A 21,882-nucleotide genomic window follows, 5' to 3' on the forward strand; every position below is an offset into this window, starting at 1 on the left:
ACGATGTACAAGGCCACAATTATGTAAAAGTAAGTAAATTAGGACTTAAGGACACATTAGATGTTTGACTCGCCAACGTCTTCAATTTACTTTCTGAATCAACGTAATCTTTCAATAACATTAATACGGGCGATATGGATTCTGTCACTCAAGCAGCACTAGGCGCAACCGTCGCTGGTGCGATTGCTGGAAAGCGCTGTAACGCGAAAGTTCTACTAGCGGGAGCTGCCTTGGGCACACTACCTGATTTAGATGTCATTCTGGATTACGGTGACGCAGTTCAAAACACCATTAAGCACAGAGGCTTTAGCCACTCGTTACTGACTCTTCCACCTTTAGCTTTGCTGATTTCATGGTTGTATTGCCTTCGATACTCTGACTCTTTCTGGACACTGTCGAGAGTGTTCTTTCTAACTGTCAGCGTATTAGTGACGCATACTTTTTTGGATGCGATGACTACCTATGGCACTCAGCTAATCTGGCCATTTGAAGGGTATTTCGAGCTTCGCAACGTATTCATTATCGACCCTTTATACACCCTACCCTTGCTACTGGGGATTGGCTTTGCATTGATGTCTAAGCACAAAGGAGGACGATGGTGCCAAAGTGTTGTATTGCTATCCACTCTCTATTTAGGATGGGGCTATGTGTCACAGCAAGTCATCTCTGAACGTGTTGAACAAAACTTACTCGCTCAAAAACTCCCTAGCCAACAAGTGCTGATTACTCCGACGGCGTTTAACACCTTGTTATGGCGCGTAGTTGTTATGGACGATGGACAGTACTGGGAGGGGCTGGCTTCAGTTTTAGATAAAGACAAACACATTGATTTTATCGCTCGTCCACTCGGGCATTGGCCTCTGAAAGAGAAACCAAACACATTAAAGGGACTCAACGCATTTTCTCATGGTTACTTAAACTATAGAGTGGAAGAAGACGCCTTAATTGTATCTGACTTACGTTTAGGGATGGCGGATAACCTATCATTTGAGTTCGTCTTTGCGGAGAAAGACGGCAATGGTGAGTGGAGATTGCTTGAAGCCACTCAACGTTACCCAAGTGAACGAAGCTTGGATTTACTTGCTCCCCTTTGGCAGCGATTAAAAGGCGATCAGAGCATTGATGCTAATTTAAAGACCATGAAAATGAGCTACAATCCGCAGCAATAATTGACTGCCAGTGGTTTGAACTAAAGGTTTTCACCACTGGCTGTTACTAGAAAAGTGACAGCATCACCCTTCCCACTCAGATCGAAGCACACCATATTTCACTGAGTCATAGTATTCGCCCTCAAAGTAGCGCACTTTGCGCAACCTCGCTTCTTGTTGGAAGCCAAGCTTTGACGCAAGCGACATCATTCGTGGGTTACCCGACCATGTAGTTAGGCCCACTCTCTCAATCTCTTTGGTCGCAAATAGATAAGAAACCCAGAGTGAGACAGCGAGTGCAGCAATGCCCTGTCCCCAATAATCGGCATCATAAATAACCACGCCAGCCTCGAGCCAACGTGTTTCTTCACACTCCCAATAACAGTTAACGGTTCCAATTGGGATATCGTCTGCAGTAATAAGTTGCAAGTCAGTCCCCTCAAGAAGCCGCTTGAAAAACGATGCTTCAAACCGCTCTAACGTTGGGTGTGAATATGAAAAATAAGGCCCATTGTACTTAGTCCATTCATTGTTAGAGGTAACCAAAGCATGTACCTCAAGCAATTCACTGGATCTAGCAGGTCTTATATTTATACGTTTTTGTTCCACTCTATATCCCTATTCTTTTATCCATTCTATGGAAAGCCCTACCGCCGAGCTTAATTGCAATATTCGCGATGTCCATCTTTACTTTAGCCTGATAGCAAACCATAAAAAATGAATAATATATGGATGTGATGATGAGCAAACCAATAGTCGCAAATAACAAACCTATTAAGGTTGAACTGAAGGCTAACCAAGAGTACTACTTTTGTACTTGTGGACGGTCAAAAAGCCAACCTTTCTGTGACGGTTCTCATGCGGGAACTGATTTTAAACCCAAAGCTTTTGCAGCCGAAGAGAACGGTGACAGTTATCTCTGCCAATGCAAACACTCCCAAAACCTTCCATTCTGTGATGGCTCCCATAAGCAATTTTCTGCCTCAAACATAGGAACTGAAGGCCCAGGCGTACAAATCCAAACTGTCGATGCTATGCCAGTAGCGACGGCTACCAAGGTTGAACCTACAGTGGAATTTATCCATCAGTTAGCACGGGAAGGATTATCTAAGATGGGACATCATGGCCCTATGACTTCCATGGGCGTACCGAGGCACTTACTTCCCCATTGGGACGATATTCAGGTCATGGTCGCTCAAATGGCCACTAAACCACTAATGGAGGATGTTCCTGTTTCCACAGAATTAGTCATCGGCCCTAAGGCGAAAAAGCCGCTTAGACTCAACATACCCTTGTTCGTGTCCGACATGAGTTTTGGCTCACTCTCTGAAGAAGCCAAAGTATCACTGGCCACTGGTGCTGAGCTTGCAGGAACAGGGATCTGCTCAGGCGAAGGAGGCATGCTTCCAGAAGAGCAGGCTGCCAATAGCCGATACTTTTACGAACTAGCCAGTGCTGGGTTTGGATTTGAAGAGTCTAAGTTGAAAAACGTCCAAGCCTTTCACTTCAAAGGAGGACAAGGTGCAAAAACAGGGACTGGAGGGCACTTACCCGGAGCCAAAAACATCGGAAAAATAGCGGAGGTGCGAGGCATTGAAGCTGGTACTTCGGCGATTTCTCCCCCAACATTCAAAGACCTGAATACCGTTGACGACTTTAAAAAGTTTGCCAACCGCGTACGAGAAGTGACAGGTGGAATACCGATTGGTTTTAAGTTAAGCGCCAATCATATTGAAAAAGACATCCAGTTCGCACTTGATGCAACAGCAGACTATATCATTCTTGATGGTCGTGGCGGCGGTACAGGGGCGGCCCCAGAGATGTTTAGAGATCACATTAGTGTACCCACAATACCAGCCTTGGCGAGAGCTCGAGCGTACTTGGATAAAGCGGGGGCATCAGATCGCGTAACACTCATCATCACTGGTGGCCTTCGTGTACCTATGGACTTTGTTAAAGCTATGGCATTGGGAGCCGATGGCGTCGCGATATCCAACAGTGCAATGCAGTCCATCGGCTGTGTCGCGGCAAGAATGTGTAATACCAATAACTGCCCGGCAGGTATTGCAACCCAAAAAGCCGATTTAAGGCAGCGTCTGAATATAGAAAAGGCTTCTAACCAATTAAAGAACTTCTTCGAAGCATCGACTGCGCTAATGACGGTAATGGCGAGAGCCTGTGGTCACAATCATCTCAATCAATTTAACCCCAACGATCTCGCGACTTGGAATCGCGAAATGGCTCACCTCTCAGGTATCAAATACTCTGGCTATACCTTAACGGGTCAGTAGGCAAATCGGGCAGTTTCATGCTGCCCGTTATCAATCACAGTTCAGGCACTTAATCGAGGTATAGAACAGCAGATTAAGTACACCATCACGAAGTGCGTCCTTTCGAGATTACACCAAATATCACCAGCCCTGCTCCAATAATTTGCATTTCTAAAAACGCGAGATCTTTGGTGTACACCTCCATCAAAAGGCCAAACAACATCTGTCCACATACCACCAATACGATGGAATTTGTCGAACCCAATCTCGCCATGACGAAGCTGTTAACTGCGACATACAAAGCTCCTATTGCGCCACCAAGATATAATTCTGGTTCGTTTGGCATAGTATGCAAAGGGTCTAATAATGAAACCGACACCGTGAACAGCAGTAACGACAAAAACAGGAAACCCACAACATGGTTAACTAGGGACGCATGAAACGCGCCGTATTTCGTGGAAAGCTGCCCATTAAAAACCCGGCTCAAAGTGATACAGAAGCCATTTAATAGTCCAATTAACACAAAAATCATTGGCCGCCCACCTTACCGTAAATGATCAACAGCGCCCCTGCTGTTACCAGAAAGATAGGAACTAGATTGGCAACCGACAGCCTTACCGTCGGTTGATTGAACAGACCAAAGTGCTCGATGATAAGTGACAATGCAAATTGTCCGATTAACGCTAGGGCTAAGGTTCCAGTGAGGCCAATCTCACTCTGCACCGTTATCGAAGCTAAAACCACGGTAAAAGCACCTGGTATTCCGCCAAACCAATATCGGCTCTTTAACGCAACCTTTTCGGAGGACTTACCACGGCTCCTAAATATCAAATACAGAACACTCGCAACAACGCCGCCGACACCATGAGCAATCCAGGACGCTTGAAAAGCAGAAGTTGTAACGGCCAACTCACTATTCACATTAATCATCAAAGCCAATAACACACCGCTGAATACGGCCAAAAAGCTCAAACTCAATTTCTCTAACATAATCTACCCTCTCAAAGTTGGCATGATTATAATTAGGTAACTAAATGAGTATAATAGTCAGTTGATAACAACTAAGTTGAGTAAAATTCAACAATGAGAGATATATTTTCAGCCATACCTATTTTTGTCGCCGTCGTTGAATCCGGCTCTTTTTCTGCAGCGGCTGAGCGCTTGAGTATGACAAAATCCGCCGTCAGCAAACGTATTTCAACTTTGGAAGATAATCTCGGTACACGTTTATTTCACCGGAGTACGCGCAAACTCACGCTGACGGAAGCCGGAGAGCAATTCTCTGACTATGCGCGCAACTCATTGTTCATCGCTCAACAAGGGATTAATGCAACCACGCTCCATCAGGGAAAACCTAAAGGCACACTGAAAATCAATGCCCCAATGACGTTTTCCAGATTACACCTAGTGCCATTGTTAAAAGAGTTTCTCGATCTCTATCCGGACATCAAAGTCATATTGAATATGGATGACAAAATCGTGGATATGATTGAAGGCGGTTACGATGTCGGTATTCGCATTGGTGAGCTCAAAGACTCATCTCTGATTGCCAAAAAGCTGGCTAAATGTGATAGCGTTGTGTGTGCCTCGCCAGAATACCTGACCGAATATGGGATTCCGAAAACACCCTCTGATTTAAAAGATCGCAATTGTATCTATTACAGCCTATTCCAAGCGGGTGTTGAGTGGACCTTCTTTCGTGACAACGAGAAGTCAAAAGTAGAGCCGAAAGGTAACTTCGTGGTGAACAACAGTGATGCAATTGGCGAGATGTTGTTACAAGGGCTTGGCATTTGCCAGATGCCAACGTTCATAGTCCGAAAATACCTCGATTCAGGGCAATTAATTGAAGTGCTCGATGACTACAACCTACCTCAACACAACATCTATGCTGTCTACCCTGAACGTCGACACGTCCCAGAAAAAGTCAGAGTTTTTCTTGACTTTTTAGAGAACAGATTGAGCTCGGTCTACTGAAAGCCACGGCAAGCCATGCTATTTCAACACCCAAAATTTCGATAGTTTTTACCTATCAAAAACATAGAAAATGTCCATTTTTCTTAGTTATCGGTACGACATAAACTGTATCCAACAAAACAAAATAACCTAACAAGAACAAGGTATACGAAATGACTAAGAATTTTATTGGACTAGATAACCAACAATCACAACAACTTGCACATGAACTCAATTCGCTACTTGCTCACTACCAAGTCCTGTATATGAATGCGCGTGGATACCATTGGAATATTAAAGGCGAATCTTTCTTTGAACTACACGTGAAATTTGAAGAGATCTACACTGACCTTCAAACCAAAATTGATGAAATCGCAGAACGTATCCTTACGCTAGGTCACACACCCGATCACGCGTTTAGCCGCTACCTTGAAGCAAGTTCAATCAATGAACATCAAAATGCCACTCAAGGTAAAAACTGCGTAACTGGACTTGTAAGTGGCTTCAGCGAGCTATTGGTCAAACAACGCGATATTCTTGAACAAGCAGGTGACGCATCTGATGAAGGTACAGCAGCTCTTATGGGTGACTACATCCGTGAGCAAGAAAAGCTAATGTGGATGCTTAACGCTTACCTTCAGTGATTCCGTGAAGTCCTACATAACAATAGAAAATTTGCCTGAACCTGAAGGTGATGGGTTAACCACGTAACCAAATCAGCTCAGCCTGAAGGAATGGAATCAACCGGTTAGTTTTGTTTAATATGGCCCCGTCACCATACCTAAAGCTTAGGTGACTTTGATTGAATTGATTAGAATGATTCGCTAAAAAATCCGAGTGTATAACCAACACTCGGATTTATATTTCAATAGACAGATTTATCGAAATTGTAAGGGAATTTAATGCTCTGCACCTACAACAATCACATAAACATCAGATGAAACACTGCCATGTGTTGTCCACTCACCTAGGCCAAGCGAGTCGTAGCTTTGCTCTTGCAGCAAACTTTTAACTGCAACACCTAGATTGTCATACCTCCAAGACGTCATTGCAATCGTCTCTTTAAGGTTAATAGGCGTGTTATTAGCATCTTTAGCATTGGAAATGACAATATTACCATCCACATAATCCCAAGTGCCAATGCCAACACTTTGTGAGCCCTCTTTCACATTAACGCTACGCTCGCCATTTGGCTGCTCGTAGAAGACGTAGCTTTGGCTTAGATTTTTCAATGTGAAATGTTTCACAGGCTTGTTTAATAGCAGATTAGTAATTGCCGATTCGATGTTCGTAACTGTGTTACTCGCCGCTTTACAGTCAGTAATCGCTGATTGATACTGTTCAATGCTAGATAGAGACGTGGGTGTGTCATTTGCCCCCCATGAGTCGTCGTCTATGGTACAAGATTGAACACCTTGATGCTCGATACGCATCGCAAGAGGCGCCATCTTATCCGAAAACGCCGGAGCAAGGTCTGCGCTAATGGTGTAAAACTTACCATTGGCTAAATTGTCTTCCCCAGTACCAGAAAGACTATTGAATTGAACCGTTGGTTGATTTGTATCGCTACTAGTAACACATTCAGTCGATAGCGCTGTAGCGCGATTTTCGTTAGACAAATAGAAGGTCGGGTAGACACTCATAACATCTTCACACGTTAATACTGATGCAAAAGATACGCTCGCAACTGGTTGATTATTCAGAGCATTTAGGCCATTTAGCATCACGCTTGTTACTGGGTCTATATAACCATTATTATGCCAGAAGAAGGAGCGGTAAATGGTACCAGATGAGCGCATGTTTAGCGTACTTTCCACATGTTTATTGGTAACGAAAAAATCGCGAAGCCAAACAGTAGCTGCGCCGTTGGTTTGACTAGTTTGTGAAGTAGCTTTGATCAGGTAACCTTGACTGGAGTCATACGCTTTAACAATAGAAATATCGTCAACTTCATCTGAAGCCCCCTCATTGACCACAGCCCTGATAATATCTCCTTCAACACTGTATGTTCCCCCTTGAAGGCTCGGCTCAGAACAAATGTAGTCGGTACTAATATCAGAGAAATAAAGGACGTTATTTTCAAACTTGATCGAGTGACAGCCTAGCTGCGGATGTTCAGTCGAACCCGAGTTATCAATGGAGTAAAGTACTTTGTTTTCAAGTGGGTGAGTCACCGCAACATCTGATGGCTTGATAGTATAGAAGATATTAACTCTGGCTTGGTCTTGGTTAACTGCATCCTGTGCCCACACCACCAAATTAAATTCACCATCAACCGCTGGCGTTCCTTTAATGACCAGCTGACCATTATTAATTGTCGCACTCATTCCTCGGGCATCGGTATCAGCATTTATGGTTAAGGCTGCAACATCTTCGTCAATGAATAAGCCATCTAAACTGAAGGCCTGCTCTGGGAATTCAATCCCTTTGGTAAACTCGATCGCTTTAATGGTTTCCACAAATGTCGCTTTAGTCTCTTCGTCGATACTTGGTGCTAGGTCTTGTGAGGTAAAGGTAACTTTCAGCTCCACCGGGTTGGATCGTGCACCATGAGAATCGATGGCAAAGATATAAAAAGTATAAACCCCTGCTTTATCATGTTTGATATTGGAGAGCACACCTTCATTACTTAGACTCGCTCCATTTTGATATTCAGAATCAGTGGATACCTTAAGGGTGAATGAGTCACCACTATCGACGTCCTCAAACGCTAAACCATATTGTGAAGCGAGATGGATACTAGTAGTGCCACCGACAGAGATTTCAGTCTTGAAGGTAAGAGCTTTCGAGCCAGTACTCTTCGGTCGATGGTTAACTATGATTGGATCAACACTACCATCTTCCTTGATATCGCCGACAACCGGATTAAAACCTTCAAGCTCTTCAGCACTGGTTTTGTCCTTAACTTCCGCCGCCACTTGCTTAACAATCGCCAGTTTAGACTCAGGATTGATGTTAGGCTTATCGTGGTTATCGACCAGTACTTCACCAATCACTTCAAGCTGCTTATTCTTCAATGCATCTTGTGGTGAATTGGTGGTAGAAAGGTAATCTCCAAACGCATCATCATTATCGACAGTGATCCCACTCTCAACTAACGCATCAACAACACTTTTTTGCGCAGCAGCTAAGTCTAACGTTGAGTCGTTTTCTAGTTTTTCTACCACTAAGTTTGTTAGTGGGTTAACAACAACTGCACCCGCTGGTGCCTTCAATGTGAAGGCACTTTCAACAATACCGCGGGTCATATCCACCGTCGTGCCAGCTGTTGCTGTCACGCACAGAGGTTTATCTTTATATTGACCGTCGACCTTCAATTGGCCTTTTTCATCTGTCACACCCAGATCGGTTTCACAAACGCCATTGTTATCGTTATCTACTTTAACGCTTGCTTTATGCAAATAGCCATCTAAAGCCGTGACTGTAAAGCCTGTTATTGGTGTAGGGCTAGATGAATCTGAACCACCACCACAACCTGTAACTAGCGCAGCTGTAACTGCCGCAGTCACCGTTTTCTTGTTGTTCAACCAACGTTTTTTCATTTGATCTTATCCATGATTACATTAAATGAGTTGCTCAATACGATTGTTTGTTATACTCAAAGCTTAATACGCAACATTGCGATATGAAACTACATTAAATCATTCACATTTAATATAATATCGATCAAAAAATCCACATCTCGTAAAACGCTTGTCTTCAGTAATTCGACCTAGCGTCATACAAATGAATTGAAAAAGAGCTTAAAGCGATTGCTTTAAGCTCTTTTCGTATTGCCGGCAAAACTTTGCCGAAAATCAAAAACATAACTCAAGGCAATTACTTTAAACCCTAAAAGCCACCCCAAATAAGCAACCGAAAGCATGGCATCCATGTTGCATATATAGGAAATAAAATAACCAATAATCTATAAATTGTCATGGCTTTAACCGTTCAAAGTAATTATGTCGCAGCAGAAGCACGAAACAGACTCAGAAGTTCAGAACAAGGATTAGCTTCCTCCATGGAGAAGTTGAGCTCTGGACAAAAGATTAATCAAGCCAAAGATGACTCAGCTGGATTACAAATATCCAATCGCCTGAGCACACAAAGCCGTGGGCTAGATGTTTCTATGCGGAATGCAAATGATGCAGTATCAATATTGCAAGTTGCCGAAGGGGCGATCTCAGAGTACACATCGAGTATTCAGCAAATCAGAGATCTCGCTCTTCAATCTGTAAATGGCACAAATACCCCAGAAGACATTGAAGCAATTGAGAAAGAAATTCGAGCACTGGGTGATGAGCTACACCGTATCACTCAAACCGGCCATTACGGAGGATTGAACCTGCTCAATGGCTCAAAAGAAAGCTTACGTTTTCAAATAGGATCTAAAACAGGTGAAACAATGCTTTTCGGGTTACCAAATTTAGAAGCATTAAACGAAGAGCGAATTATTCGAACTACCCCTTCATCTTACACTGGGGATCCTATCCCTTTAGATTGGCGTACCGAAAAAGGAGATTACATTGACTTTCTTTTTGTTAAAAATAGTGGGGAGAGAAAAACACGGATAGAAATCCCTGAAGGACAAAATATTGAAGGTGTAGTCAACTACCTCAACAATCAGTTTGACGAAAAAGTGAGATTTTTCATCACAGATCTTGAAGATGATGATGGTGTAGAACAAAGCATCTTAGCTTATGCCTATGAAAAAGGCTCTGAGTATTCCAATGGAGAAATATTTGGAATATCAGGTGAACACTTTGCCAATTTAACCAAGCCAGATGGTTCTAGAAGTTATTTACTTAAAGGAGGAAATCCATTTGTCGCTTTTGGCTTGGACCGGAGCCTGACTGAGTTGATTCAACATGACTTCGAACACATAGAAGATTATGAACCGAATGAGACAGACTACATTAATGACCGTAATGCTTTGATTTACACGTGTGACCTAATCCTTCATCAAGTTAATAAGCTTCAAGGAAATATCGGGAGTACACAAAATCGGTTAGATAAAGCAATCAATAACTTGTCCAACCAAGAGATCAACATTAATGAAAGCAATAGTCGCATAAAAGACACTGATTTTGCTAAAGAAACAACAAACATGCTCAAAGAGAAAATACGCACAACGTCAACAACTAGCATGCTTGCTCAGGCAAATAACATACCTAAAAGCATCACTTCACTACTAACAAGCTGACGCTAGCTTCCCACCCCAAACAATAAAGTTATCGTATCCCCTAACCCAACATAGAGTCAGGGGCATTCTCATATCTATGTTTTGCGATTAGTACAACAGAGCTAATTAACTCTTTACATTATCAAAACAAGAAAGAACATCTTGCTCAAAGTACGGCTCTTGATTAACCCAGAACATGTAGTCGACCTTCAAAAACTTTTCGGCAAACGAGACCAAACTTGGCACCAAGTTTTCACGTTTATTTTCCAGATCCGTGTTGTTTGTTTTGCCGATGTAATTACCGTCTTGAATAGCGATGCTTAACGGCACCGTGTAACTGCCCTCATGCATCATCGCAAGCGCGTGGTTTAGTTGTCCCTTACGCTTCGGCATAAGGTCAGGGGCGCCAAGACCAACACCAATTGCCTCACCATATTCGTAAATAGACTTGAGATAACCTTCATCTTCCCAAGGCAACCACTCACCAGGCATAAAATTCGCGTACTGGATGGTAGCAGAATGTTCAAAGCCGACACTCAGTGCATCCATATCCGACTTCAATGCTGATACATAAGCTTCATTACTGAAGTCTGGATATAGGTCACTTGTCACACCGATCGCGGATTCTTGAAGGTTAATACCCTCAATACGACCATCAAATGCCTTACCCAAGGCAATAATCAGTTTCGCGAAGCGCTCATTGACGTCTTTGTTCCATCTTTTTGCTACCCAACCTTCATGTACACCGTCGTCGGTAATCTGCTTAACGACACCACCGTCATACTTTTCAGTGAGTAGATAGTCTGGAACGCCTTTGAAGGTTGTTGTAAACGTTGCGTCCTGAAGTTGAATAAATAGCTTCTTATTATGTGCCTCAAGATATTTTAGATCCGCCTCGATTAAAGAAAAATCATACTCTCCTTCTACAGGCTCCAACTCGGCCCATGGATACATGATCTGAGCGCCAGCAAAGTTATCGGACTTTAACAAAGGGTGATTTTTAATGCCGGCTCTGTCTCTTGCAAAGTAGACAAAGTGGCGAATGTTGCTCTTTTCGATAGGACAAACCGCACTTTCATGCTTCTTATATTCATTCATATACCTCTCGCTGGGTTTGACCCATTCAGCGTGAGTACTTGCAGCAAAACAAAGAAGTGCAGCTAGAGTTATTTTCTTCATCAATGGTCTCTAATTCAATCATTTAGCGCCATATTAATAGACTAACAGGCACCTATAAACGACGGTATTGTGCCATACATGCCTATGTATATAAGGGCAAATAACAACTTAAATCAGAATAACCGAGACACTGGTTCATACTTTAAACATACTGTTCTCAAAAACAACAAAAAAGCCAGTAGCGATAACTACTGGCTAAAAGGCAGGGTTTAAATTTAAAAAGCGCTTTAATTCAATTTGCCGCGGCGGCGCTCCAATTCCTCTCGCACCTCGTTGGCTTTTTGTTCAGTGAAGTCGTAGCGATACATCACGATGATCGCTAGCAATGCCGTGCACACTGGAATGAAAATGTCTGACAGTCTCATTAAATTAATAATCTCGACAGCTTCAGGCATATTTAACAGAGCCTCTCCACCAGAAAGTGAGTTTCTGATTTCCTCTAGTCGGCTATAACCGATTGAACTCAACACCCAACCAGACATCAACGTTGCTATCGCTGTACCCAGTTTTACAAACCACCAATAAACGGCACCGAAGACACCTTCACGACGTTCGCCCGTATTCAGCTCATCTAAATCACAAACATCAGCCGTCATAGACATCATTAGCGTAAATAGGCCACCAATACCAAACGCCATCAGCGGTAATGAAACAAACATCATCCAATGAGTACTTGGGTTTAGCGCTTGTTCAAATGCCCACCAACGTAACGCATAACCGACGATCGAAATCAGTGTCGCGATAATAAAGGCATTTTTCTTCCCAAACTTTTGCGATAGCTTTGTAATTGCAGGGATAACCAACAAACAAGTACATAAAGAACTGATGGTACCAAACCAAGCCGGCCACGTTCCTGCTGCACCTTGGTCGCCGTTGAATACGTAAAATACGATAATGAAGAAAGAGAACTGAGCCACAGTTTGGAAACCGTTAAAAACCAAGAATGTCGCTGTGCATAGTTTGACAAATGGTAGACATTTAAAAGTTTGCCAAATCCCTTTGAAAAAATTACCAAAAGTAGCCTTAAATGATGACAGAGACAGCTGCTCAGTCGCTTGGTCAACCAACGCACGTTCTTTACAAAATACTGCGGGAATAACACCAAATACCAAACATAATAGACCAACCCAAATGGCAAGATCACGACTACCAACCGCGGCGGATTCATACAGATTTGGGTTGTAGATCATCACCCAGAACCACGGCGCAATGACCCACGCCAACTGTCCGATCCATTGTGAGACAGCCATAATGCGAGTTCTCTCATGGAAATCCGGACTCATCTCATAACCAAGGGCGACAAGTGGGGTCGCGAAAATCGTATAACCAAGATAAAACAGTAAAGACAGCACGAGGAAGTAGACGAAATTGTATGTCTCACCATTTTCAGGGTAGATTTGCCACATCGTCATAAATGCGACACCTGTAATGATTGCACCCACAAAGATATACGGACGTCGGCGTCCCCAACGTGTCCTAGAGTTATCGGAAATATACCCCATCAGTGGGTCAGTAATCGCATCAAAAAGCCGAGGTACCGCTCCTAAGATCCCCACAAGTAGCGGGTCCATGCCTAACCCCATCACCAATACGATCATAAACACGCCTAATGCTGCAGCAAAAAGCTGATTCGCAAGAGACCCGACACCAAACGCAACCTTCTGGTACAAGGGCACAGTACCTTCAACCTTCGGTTCAGAGCCCTGGTTTAAACTCACTTGGCTTGCTGGCTGATTCGCTTCACTCATAGTAATACCTTTAATCCATCAATAGGTTTTAGCCCAAGCTACAGACAAAACTTATTATAAAAATTCATAACACAATTTTATGTTTATTGATTGCGTACTGGCCTCGTCAATCTCAGCCAATACGCTAAACACCAAAAGTGTCTTCTCGTTATTGGCTCGTTATTTCATTGTCACAATAAGTTGTGCTACTCGCCCCTCTCGAATAGCTTCAGCATGTTCGCCCTTGACCTCTGTTAACTTGGCGGAGCTGCCATTCAAATAAGTGATTTCGTATTCGGATACCAAGAAGTCATCGTATGTATTGAGACGTGAATGATTCACATACGTCACTTTAGTGTTACCCATGAAAGTAAAAGACACCTGGTTATGTTCATCGAAAAAGTCTGCTGGCAGCGCTGGTTTCAAATTGAGCGCCAGCATGTCATCCTCAACGACGAACGGTTTGTCACCAAACATCATCATCGTCCACATATGAAGCATCTCTACCGTAGAGCCTGATAACCTCGCTACAAAACCTTGCCCATGCGTATTCGGATCAGGATTGCATGTTGGAGCAATAAATGACGAGTTCTCAAGAATGCTTCTTCCATACACTTCAGGATCCATAAAACAGACCAAATTAGTGCGTATTTCACTGAAATACTGGTCGTACATGCCAGCCTTCAATAAGCCGAGCAAGTACTTATAGTTCATATGTAAGAAATTCGATTCACGTTCAAGCCACCCTTTAGTGAAGGCTCGTGCTCGACCAATTTCCAAGCTCATATCGTCTAAGCATTCACTCGTTTTAAACTGACCCAGATCCGCATCGTAGATCTCTGTTGATTTAATGCTGTTGTAATCGAGCAAGTTGCTCTGCGTGTCGTCACTGACTTTCATAAAGCGCGCAGGCGCCTCTAAAAACGCAGGCAACACATGCAACTTAAACGCTTTTGCTTTAACAAGAGGAAGTTTGTAGTGACCAATTTTTGGTTTCCCTTCCTCTAAAATATCTTCGTAGTCGGTTACTTCATAATGTAAGAAAGTAGGTAGTACGCCATCACCTAGCGACTTCGCCTTATCTAAGCCTAATTCTACTTTCGTGATCATTTGACCAATCAATGTCATAACATCGGAAACATTCAATTGTTCAGAGTTTGATGCCACATTGAACCTTACTGCGTTACGATAATCTTCACGAAGAGATGAGACCTGATCCCAATATTGGAAACCGCTAACGCCGGAGTTAAGAACTGAATGAACTCCAAATACATAGTCGGTAAACTCTGGCGGCAATCGCATTGAGCCAGAAAACTCACGTGCACCATTTAGGAATTTCAGCAAACGTAAAAGTTCTACGGTCTCCGAAACACCAGATCCAAACAAACCAGGTAAACCATTCATGGCGTCGTTCCAACCAGGTTTGTCAGATTCCATTTCGATACCGATACCCTCAGGGTCCAATGTACAAAACTTGTTGAAGGCCAAAGTAAACAGCTTAGTAAAGAGATTGGTTTTGATGACATCCCCATTTAAGTCAACAGCCCAATTCGAGCCTTTAACATCCATGGCTAGCTGTTCAACTTTCTCCTCATCGTTATGCAGCAAAGAGCCATAACGCCTTACCTTTCCTTCCGAGGTAAGTACTGTTTTTTCATCTCTTGGTAACACCGTCACAGGTGACGAGTAGTACTTATAATCATAGCTATCAAACAGAAATGCTTTCTTAGTTTCCGGATAAACGGCAAGGTAAGACTCAACGAGGTCGAGAATGTAAGTCCAATGATCGACCCAAAAACCCTCTCCAAAGCTTGCTTCAATGTTTTGCTCTGAATGCTTCAAAATAGCCGATAGCAACGCCATATCATCTTTTGAAGAGGTGATCTCTTCGTTCGACATCAGGTTAATAATAGTCCCCGGTGTGAATTTGTTACGAAGAACAGATTCCATTACGTCGTGCTTGTTATCGAAGTTCTCTTTAACCAAAGATTTAATATCTACATGACTGTTAAGCTGAAATGTGGAGCCATTAACTTCCAACGGGTTGTAACCATCAAGCTGAATCAGAGAAGCAAATAGTTTTACGTTGTGATCACCGATTTGAGGGTTAAATAGCGAGTCCACACGACGATTTTGACAAACATCTCGGAAATTTCCGTTTCCTTGAGAGAAGAACTCAGGAGCAACGTTGAAAAAGTTGTAGTCGCGCTCAAGATCGCCATGCTTGCGGGAGAAGACATGATAAACATGATTAGTTTTATTGCCTTCAAAGGTTAGCGGGTAGCCACCTCGTAAAATGTTATCTAAGTAATTTTGCTTGATGTACTGATCGAAAACAGGGTTTGCAGTCTTACAATCTACTTCTTGAACCAACTCATTAATTACAGATGCAGACTCTAGCTCTTTGGCATCAAAGTATTGGCTAGATACCATTTCAGTCACTTTGTGGTTGAGCTGATCTACGTCGTTAACGTGGCCAATGATTGTTCTCAAGACAAAAGTATCATTCGCTTTCAGTTCTAGTGAGACAGGTGTGAATCCAACAGGAATCTTATTGGCCGTTATTTGTGGCTTTCGTTGCAGGTCTTCAATACTGTGTTCTTGGAACGAAACAGGCGTAGACATTGAAGTATCGTGACCAAAGATAAGTGCACCATCAACGATTGGGCGAATAATTTGGTCATTAGCAAAAGATAAGTAGAAGTTCCCTTTATCCAGAGTCCCGACTTCCGCACTGTCAGATGTTGTCGAACGCATCTTAAAAAATGGGACATCATTTTCTAAGTTGTAAACGTCCATCCAACTTCTTAATAGATTCGACATCTCTTTAAACAGGGTGTTTGGCGTGCCAAAAGGAAGGATTTGAGAAAGCCCATCAATCAGTTCAATATTGCGCGCTGTATCAGTCAGATCTTTAATCTCGACTTTTCTCATCATTGCAGCGAGGTTATCGTTAGGTAAACCAAAATACGTAACGGTCACCTTCATACCAAGCTCTTGATTTACTTCAGATACCTTGAATTGATCACGCTTTATGTACATTTTTCTCTGAGTGCTTTTTGAACGCTCAGAACCAAAAAACTCATACACTTCGCCACTGATTTTCACAAAAGTGCGAAAGCCTACACGACTAACATTCTGGTACGCAGTGACCGCAGGTGAAAACTCTAAAATAGGATTATCTTTATTCTCTACACCGAACGAGCATAAGCCTTGCCCTCTGTTGACATAAAACGCCCACAGCGGAATGCCCTTCTTCCCTGCTAAACCTGGCAAAAATGAAGAAAATGTCTTCTTCAAGTCATAGTCGTTAATCACGAACTCTTCATTTTCCAGATAATACTCTTTATTCATGGTCACTCTACCTACCTAAACTCTTGCATCCCGACACGAGAAAAAATCAATGAAGTACTTTCTATGGCTACCTGATGTTTTGGTTCAGGCTTTGGTGAAATATTCAGTAAACCACTCGACACACCAAAAGAAAGCGCTTTCTTTTATGTTTGTAAGATACATTCACTCAATCGGATAAGTCTACGAAAAATTAAAATGTCATCAAAAAACGTGACCTCCCCCCTCAATTAACGCGCAGTTATTGGTGGATGACTCTCTTGAACCACATTTTTTTAAACGGATTTGACACGCTTCAGAACGAGATATTGTTGCTTTTGTTACACGGGTACAATTTTGAAACGCTTTCTTCTGTACCTCAACAAACAAGGAGTATAAAATTGAATATACAAGTAAAAAGATAAAGTAGAATCAACAACTTGCATCAGTCGGCATTGTGATAGCATCGAGCTTTACCTTTCTCATTGACATACATCACCAATTAAACACGGAAATTTTCGACCAATTATGCAGAAACAAGTCATCACCATTAAAGAAGTCGCTGAATACGCCAATGTCTCACAAGCTACTGTTTCTCGTGTGATAAACGGTCAGAACTCTGTGAAAGAGAAAAACTTAGAGAAGGTAAAAAAAGCCATCGCTGAACTTGGATATACACCAAACTCAGCCGCGAAAGCTTTAGCCAGTAATCGCTCCAATAGTATCGGTATGTTAGTCGGAAGCTTGGATGGCCCATTTTATGGACCCCTGATGCACTCTGCAGAAGACACGCTTTACAAAAATGGACTTCACTTTATCGTAACGAGCGGTCAAGACGATGAAAAAAAAGAGCATGATGCACTTAACTTTTTACGCTCTAAGCAGGTAGATGGCGCCATTGTTCATGCCGATAAGGTTTCTGACGATACACTGAAGGACTTAGCCGGCGACTTTAAAGCGTTAGTGGTACTGAACCGAAAAATCACCGAACTGAAAGATCAATGCCTCTATCTCGACAATGAGCTTGGTGGCTATATTGCTACCAAACACTTGCTCGATAATGGACACAAAAACATTGCGTGTATCACCGGACCTATGTCAAAGCAGGATGCTAGAGACCGCTTACTTGGCTACATTCGCGCTCTTGCTGAACATGGTGTGGCGTACGATCCAAACCTAACTATTGAAGCGCGTTTTGATCATGATGGAAACTTTGATACCGCTTCGAAGCTTCTCGACCGAGACAGTAATATCACTGCAATATTCTGCCAAAACGACAACATCGCTCTGGCAGTATACGATGTTTGCGTACAGCGTAACCTGCTGATTGGTGAAGACATTTCTGTTGTTGGGTTTGATAACGATTTGCTATCCAAGCACATGCGACCACAATTAACTACCGTTGGGTTCCCGCTCTATGAAATGGGTAAAATAGCCGGAGATATGATCATAGATCAGATCAATGGTGCTGGGAAAATGACGAGTAGAAAACTCATCCCTGAGATAGTTATTCGTAACTCAGTAAAAAACATGAATGAAAAATAACGTCTAACTCGATTCCTTTGATAAAAACAATAAAAGCCATATTCAATATGGCTTTTTGTTTAATCCAACAATGAAATCATCAACCTTCAAACCGGTTTGCGGGTATAGACACGCATACTGACCGTATCACTGCAGAGCGTTCAAATAGCCACTGAGTCAATTCAGCTGAAAGTTGATTGCCTACACACGCCACTGTTTTACCGTCCATTAACTCCACTCGAATGGCAATATCGGCAACGCTTTTATCAAGTTGATACACAAAAGGGACCTGACAATAAGTAAACGCTATACAGTCCCCTTCTAACTTCAACTCTTGAGGTTCACCTTCAGTATCAACGTAGTTAAACGTCTCACGCTTAGTGATAAAATCCGACGATTTCAAAAGCGTAGGAGAGATTGTTAGTTGCGATTGTTCAACCTCGATTCCTAACTCACCAAAACGGGTAATGATCTCTTCTTTCACTTGACCCGTCATGCCTGGTTGCTGTGCTCCCGCTTGCTTTGGCGTGTGTGAATATGGGTCTGTAGGAAACGCACCATAGCTTTGAGGTGACTTGTTAAAGCCAATGCCTTCACGAATGCGGTAATAATAGTCATCAAGCTTTATTGTAGAAGGGCTCATTCCAGTATCACGATATGAGGCCTGATAAGTTTCTTGCACCGCCAAAAGCAACTTCGACACCATGTGCCAGTAAATACAGCCAAGCCCCTCATAGCCAAACATAGTGCCTGAACGACCAGTAAATGCGCTGTGCTCAAAAACATCTTCGTATAGATCCAATACGGCTTGCCAATCATTATCCGTAAAGCTTGGATAGTCCGCTTTAACCTGCTCTATTCGTTCAGAAAGAACACCAGCATTTTCAAGATCAGCATGAAAATGATACTTCTGCTCAAGATCCTTAGACAAGATGCGCGTATCGTTTCTAAGTAGCATATGTCCTAACAAAGTACTCGATTGAACAGAGAACGGGTCAATACAGTTCTTGTCCATAAAGCCTTTTAGTGTGCGGTCTGGATACAACATAAAGGTTTGTTGATCAGATCGATACATATCGCTATTAAACAGATTATCTAATAAATCAACGCTCTGCTTTCCATCTAACACGCCTGAGCTTAATACCGCGACTTGCCCTTCTAACATCGGATAAAGCTCATCGACGTAAGCACCATCACCTTTCAAATCCAGTATGTTATAGGCGTTGTATAGGCCATCTTTGCGTTTATTGTTCTCAATCGTTTTATCGATCAGTGACTGCACAGTACGCATGAAGTCTTGGATGTAATGGCTGTCTACCGATGTTTTTTCCGATAAACCATCTCGATAGACCTTGTTGCGATACCTTTCACCTTCGCTGGCTAAATCAGCCAACAACGACATACGAAATTGAGGAGTCACTGGATCATGTTTTAATACATTGGATGCGGCCTCCAAAATGCAGAAGCTACGATTTAACCATTCACTGACCTCTTTTGAGACGGAGAGGCTTTTTGGCGCACGCTCCAATAACTGAGTCATAAATGCGATATAACGACGCATGTAGTAAAGGGTGACCATGGATAAACCACTACCCACAATGGCATTGTTTGCATCGTTCCATTCAGGGCGTTGCGTGTTAAGCCAGATGCCTCCGTCGAGAACAAAATTGCTCAATTTCGCCAACAGCGGCACCAGCAACTTCTCCATTAAAGAGACCAGATAGACACTATTATTGTCGCCCAATAAAAGGCGCCCATCACTCCCGAGTTGAGCGCAACGTTGGTCGATGACCTTCTGCTTTTCAGTGTTGAAGGTAACCGTGTCTTTGGGATTTTTGAACGTCTGCGCTGCACCAACAATTTCGTAAGGAACGTTGGCGTAACTGAAGTGCTCTTCATTCAGCCATCCAATTAGCTCTGAGCTTTGATACTTATCTGCAAGTTCAAGTAACTTGAGCAGATAAATTATTTGATGATCGCCCCAATAGCCGATATTGCTCCATGGGTTGTCAGGTTCTAACATTTCCCAATCGATCCCTTCTTTTGTGATTCGATAAGGGTTATAGCCATCGACAGTCGAAGCATTGACGAACTTGGTCATAAAGGAGCCAATGAACTTCGGGTAGCTCAAGGCTAGCGCTTCCCAGTTTTGGAAAATGTCACGCCAATTTCCTTGGTAACCCAAGAGGCGGTTTCCTTCTTCGTCTCTTACATTTATCTCATAGTGATTCCACGGTCGGCTTGGATCGCCATGTCGACGACCAAACGTTAATGGCAAATACTCGTACGCGAGACGAATCAACTGTTCATCACCCGTCTCTCGGGCCAAAGCAACAAGTTCAGGGTGACTCAATTTAGCAGGCAAGGCATTCAGTAAATCATAGTGCTTAGCGACCACTTTCTTGTTAATACGCGAGAACGTATCTCTAACATCACGACTGTCTAGTTCGTAACCATCGACAAAAACACCTCCGCGCATGCTATTGAAGAGAACATTGGCATAATGGTGAACATCTGTCTCTTCAGACGAGGTAAGTTGCCACGCATCCCCACCCGACATCAGATTGACTAAGTCCTTTTGATTGGCTTGAATATCCGCCTTTATTTGAGTGTAGAACGAACGATTTTCCAGAAGCAGCGCTTTTGTCTCTTCTATGTCCTTGTGGGTTTGGTCTATGTCAGCGACAATCAACCAATGCTGTTTCTGACTCGGTTTTAATTCAAACTCTTGATGCACAAAATAAGCCCCACGCTCACCTCGCACTAAGCGTTGAGCATTCACCTCTCCGCCTTTTCGAAAACGTGTTAACTCTTTCGAACTCAGTAATACCTGATGATCGTTCTCAACAAGCGCGAAAACCGAGGTCGCACGTAAAGACTCCGCGGGATCAGCACGATCACTCAACTTGGCATACAAGCTATACAGCGCCAACGGTAAGCTACCAACGCGCTCGTTCCATTTGTATGCATCTACCAGCGCACTACTGGTTTGCATTACTGTTTTAGGTACCTCTGGAGGGAGTATATTTTGAACCCCATCAATGACCTCAACCCGTTTTGATTGAGGATCCAAGTTAGTCACTTCGGTCTCTCGAACAAAACCAAATCGATCAGAGGTCTGCCAACTATATTGATAACTTAAGCCAAGAGAGTAGTTCACCTCTTGGAAAACAATTTTGTCTCCAGTGATGTTCTTATAAATATTGCGTTCCACATCGAATTTACCATCATGGTGTGGATTAAACGGTTCCCAAGAAACGATGTCCCCTTGCGCTTGTGTGACTTTTAAAATCGCTTTTGAACCCGTGTTTTCTGCATTCTCGTGAATGTAATCAACCGATCGGTAAGGAAAAAGGGCATTTTCAGGTCGAATTCGACCCGCAGATAAACACCCGGTAGACGAGATAAAGAGCCAATGATTACTTGACGACACAACACTAATGAAGAATGGTGCCATTGCGTCTACGTTGCTGATTTTGTAGTAACGTTCACCATCTAAATCAACGAATTGACCTCGAACTTCTTGAGCTTCGCCATTTATAATATTTGTCATAATAATAAACCAATCAATGTAAGCGCTTACT

General features: G+C 42.8%; 14 protein-coding genes. 6 read left to right on the forward strand and 8 right to left on the reverse strand.

Translation table 11 applies throughout. The annotated features are described in order from the left end of the window. Positions 1–134 precede the first annotated feature (134 nt). On the forward strand, positions 135–1,169 hold the full coding sequence (locus tag L1D60_RS21670) for a metal-dependent hydrolase (protein WP_239842924.1): 1,035 nt from the start codon (positions 135–137) through the stop codon (positions 1,167–1,169). A 63-nt stretch (positions 1,170–1,232) separates the two neighbouring features. On the opposite strand, the gene L1D60_RS21675 is transcribed toward L1D60_RS21670, so the two are convergent. Further along, entirely contained in the window at positions 1,233–1,757 is a 525-nt protein-coding gene (locus tag L1D60_RS21675) for a GNAT family protein (RefSeq protein ID WP_239842925.1), read from the reverse strand. A 131-nt stretch (positions 1,758–1,888) separates the two neighbouring features. Between L1D60_RS21675 and L1D60_RS21680 the strand changes: the two genes are divergently transcribed. After that, positions 1,889–3,439, forward strand: a complete 1,551-nt coding sequence (locus L1D60_RS21680; protein WP_239842926.1) for a glutamate synthase-related protein — start codon at positions 1,889–1,891, stop codon at positions 3,437–3,439. Between the two features lie 85 nt (positions 3,440–3,524). Here the strand turns inward: L1D60_RS21680 and L1D60_RS21685 are convergent, their stop codons facing one another. Together L1D60_RS21685 and L1D60_RS21690 are read right to left on the reverse strand one after the other, a co-directional pair. After that, positions 3,525–3,950 (reverse strand): DMT family transporter, encoded by a 426-nt coding sequence (locus tag L1D60_RS21685; RefSeq protein WP_239842927.1) that lies wholly within the window; start codon positions 3,948–3,950, stop codon positions 3,525–3,527. Then, on the reverse strand, positions 3,947–4,408 hold the full coding sequence (locus L1D60_RS21690) for a DMT family transporter (protein ID WP_239842928.1): 462 nt from the start codon (positions 4,406–4,408) through the stop codon (positions 3,947–3,949). Before L1D60_RS21690 ends, L1D60_RS21685 begins: the two co-directional genes overlap by 4 nt. Positions 4,409–4,501: 93 nt before the next feature. On the opposite strand from L1D60_RS21690, the gene L1D60_RS21695 reads away from it, so the two are divergent. After that, complete coding sequence (locus L1D60_RS21695) at positions 4,502–5,395, forward strand: LysR family transcriptional regulator (protein ID WP_239842929.1); 894 nt, start codon at positions 4,502–4,504, stop codon at positions 5,393–5,395. Between the two features lie 152 nt (positions 5,396–5,547). After that, a complete protein-coding gene (locus L1D60_RS21700) occupies positions 5,548–6,018 on the forward strand; it encodes a Dps family protein (RefSeq protein ID WP_239842930.1) in 471 nt (156 codons plus the stop codon). A gap of 255 nt (positions 6,019–6,273) precedes the next feature. Here the strand turns inward: L1D60_RS21700 and L1D60_RS21705 are convergent, their stop codons facing one another. After that, positions 6,274–8,916 (reverse strand): hypothetical protein, encoded by a 2,643-nt coding sequence (locus L1D60_RS21705; RefSeq protein WP_239842931.1) that lies wholly within the window; start codon positions 8,914–8,916, stop codon positions 6,274–6,276. Positions 8,917–9,293: 377 nt separating this feature from the next. Here L1D60_RS21705 and L1D60_RS21710 point away from each other — a divergent pair, with 377 nt between their 5' ends. After that, positions 9,294–10,559: a flagellin gene (locus L1D60_RS21710; protein ID WP_239842932.1), complete on the forward strand. Its 1,266-nt coding sequence runs from the start codon at positions 9,294–9,296 to the stop codon at positions 10,557–10,559. A 105-nt stretch (positions 10,560–10,664) separates the two neighbouring features. Here L1D60_RS21710 and L1D60_RS21715 read toward each other — a convergent pair whose 3' ends face one another. The 3 genes from L1D60_RS21715 to L1D60_RS21725 form a co-directional block, all read right to left on the reverse strand. After that, positions 10,665–11,717 carry a hypothetical protein gene (locus tag L1D60_RS21715; protein WP_239842933.1) on the reverse strand — a complete coding sequence of 351 codons (1,053 nt, stop codon included), beginning with the start codon at positions 11,715–11,717 and terminating at the stop codon, positions 10,665–10,667. 227 nt (positions 11,718–11,944) lie between these two features. Then, entirely contained in the window at positions 11,945–13,465 is a 1,521-nt protein-coding gene (locus L1D60_RS21720) for an MFS transporter (RefSeq protein WP_239842934.1), read from the reverse strand. Positions 13,466–13,624: 159 nt separating this feature from the next. Continuing rightward, positions 13,625–16,798, reverse strand: coding sequence for a hypothetical protein (locus L1D60_RS21725; RefSeq protein ID WP_239842935.1), 3,174 nt, complete (start codon positions 16,796–16,798; stop codon positions 13,625–13,627). Between the two features lie 504 nt (positions 16,799–17,302). Here L1D60_RS21725 and L1D60_RS21730 point away from each other — a divergent pair. Beyond that, the gene (locus L1D60_RS21730) at positions 17,303–18,319 is read left to right on the forward strand and encodes a LacI family DNA-binding transcriptional regulator (RefSeq protein ID WP_239842936.1); all 1,017 of its coding nucleotides are present in this window, start codon (positions 17,303–17,305) and stop codon (positions 18,317–18,319) included. A gap of 79 nt (positions 18,320–18,398) precedes the next feature. On the opposite strand, the gene L1D60_RS21735 is transcribed toward L1D60_RS21730, so the two are convergent. After that, positions 18,399–21,851 carry a hypothetical protein gene (locus L1D60_RS21735; protein WP_239842937.1) on the reverse strand — a complete coding sequence of 1,151 codons (3,453 nt, stop codon included), beginning with the start codon at positions 21,849–21,851 and terminating at the stop codon, positions 18,399–18,401. Positions 21,852–21,882 lie beyond the last annotated feature (31 nt).

It is taken from the genome of Vibrio sp. Isolate30 (assembly GCF_022397975.1).
Taxonomy (GTDB): domain Bacteria; phylum Pseudomonadota; class Gammaproteobacteria; order Enterobacterales; family Vibrionaceae; genus Vibrio; species Vibrio fortis.

Coding starts and splice junctions, on each gene's coding strand:
- L1D60_RS21670 (WP_239842924.1), top strand. CDS start 135: ATGGATTCTGTCACTCAAGCAGCACTAGGCGCAACCGTCGCTGGTGCG.
- L1D60_RS21685 (WP_239842927.1), bottom strand. CDS start 3,950: ATGATTTTTGTGTTAATTGGACTATTAAATGGCTTCTGTATCACTTTG.
- L1D60_RS21715 (WP_239842933.1), bottom strand. CDS start 11,717: ATGAAGAAAATAACTCTAGCTGCACTTCTTTGTTTTGCTGCAAGTACT.
- L1D60_RS21730 (WP_239842936.1), top strand. CDS start 17,303: ATGCAGAAACAAGTCATCACCATTAAAGAAGTCGCTGAATACGCCAAT.
- L1D60_RS21680 (WP_239842926.1), top strand. CDS start 1,889: ATGAGCAAACCAATAGTCGCAAATAACAAACCTATTAAGGTTGAACTG.
- L1D60_RS21710 (WP_239842932.1), top strand. CDS start 9,294: ATGGCTTTAACCGTTCAAAGTAATTATGTCGCAGCAGAAGCACGAAAC.
- L1D60_RS21695 (WP_239842929.1), top strand. CDS start 4,502: ATGAGAGATATATTTTCAGCCATACCTATTTTTGTCGCCGTCGTTGAA.
- L1D60_RS21725 (WP_239842935.1), bottom strand. CDS start 16,798: ATGAATAAAGAGTATTATCTGGAAAATGAAGAGTTCGTGATTAACGAC.
- L1D60_RS21705 (WP_239842931.1), bottom strand. CDS start 8,916: ATGAAAAAACGTTGGTTGAACAACAAGAAAACGGTGACTGCGGCAGTT.
- L1D60_RS21720 (WP_239842934.1), bottom strand. CDS start 13,465: ATGAGTGAAGCGAATCAGCCAGCAAGCCAAGTGAGTTTAAACCAGGGC.
- L1D60_RS21690 (WP_239842928.1), bottom strand. CDS start 4,408: ATGTTAGAGAAATTGAGTTTGAGCTTTTTGGCCGTATTCAGCGGTGTG.
- L1D60_RS21700 (WP_239842930.1), top strand. CDS start 5,548: ATGACTAAGAATTTTATTGGACTAGATAACCAACAATCACAACAACTT.
- L1D60_RS21735 (WP_239842937.1), bottom strand. CDS start 21,851: ATGACAAATATTATAAATGGCGAAGCTCAAGAAGTTCGAGGTCAATTC.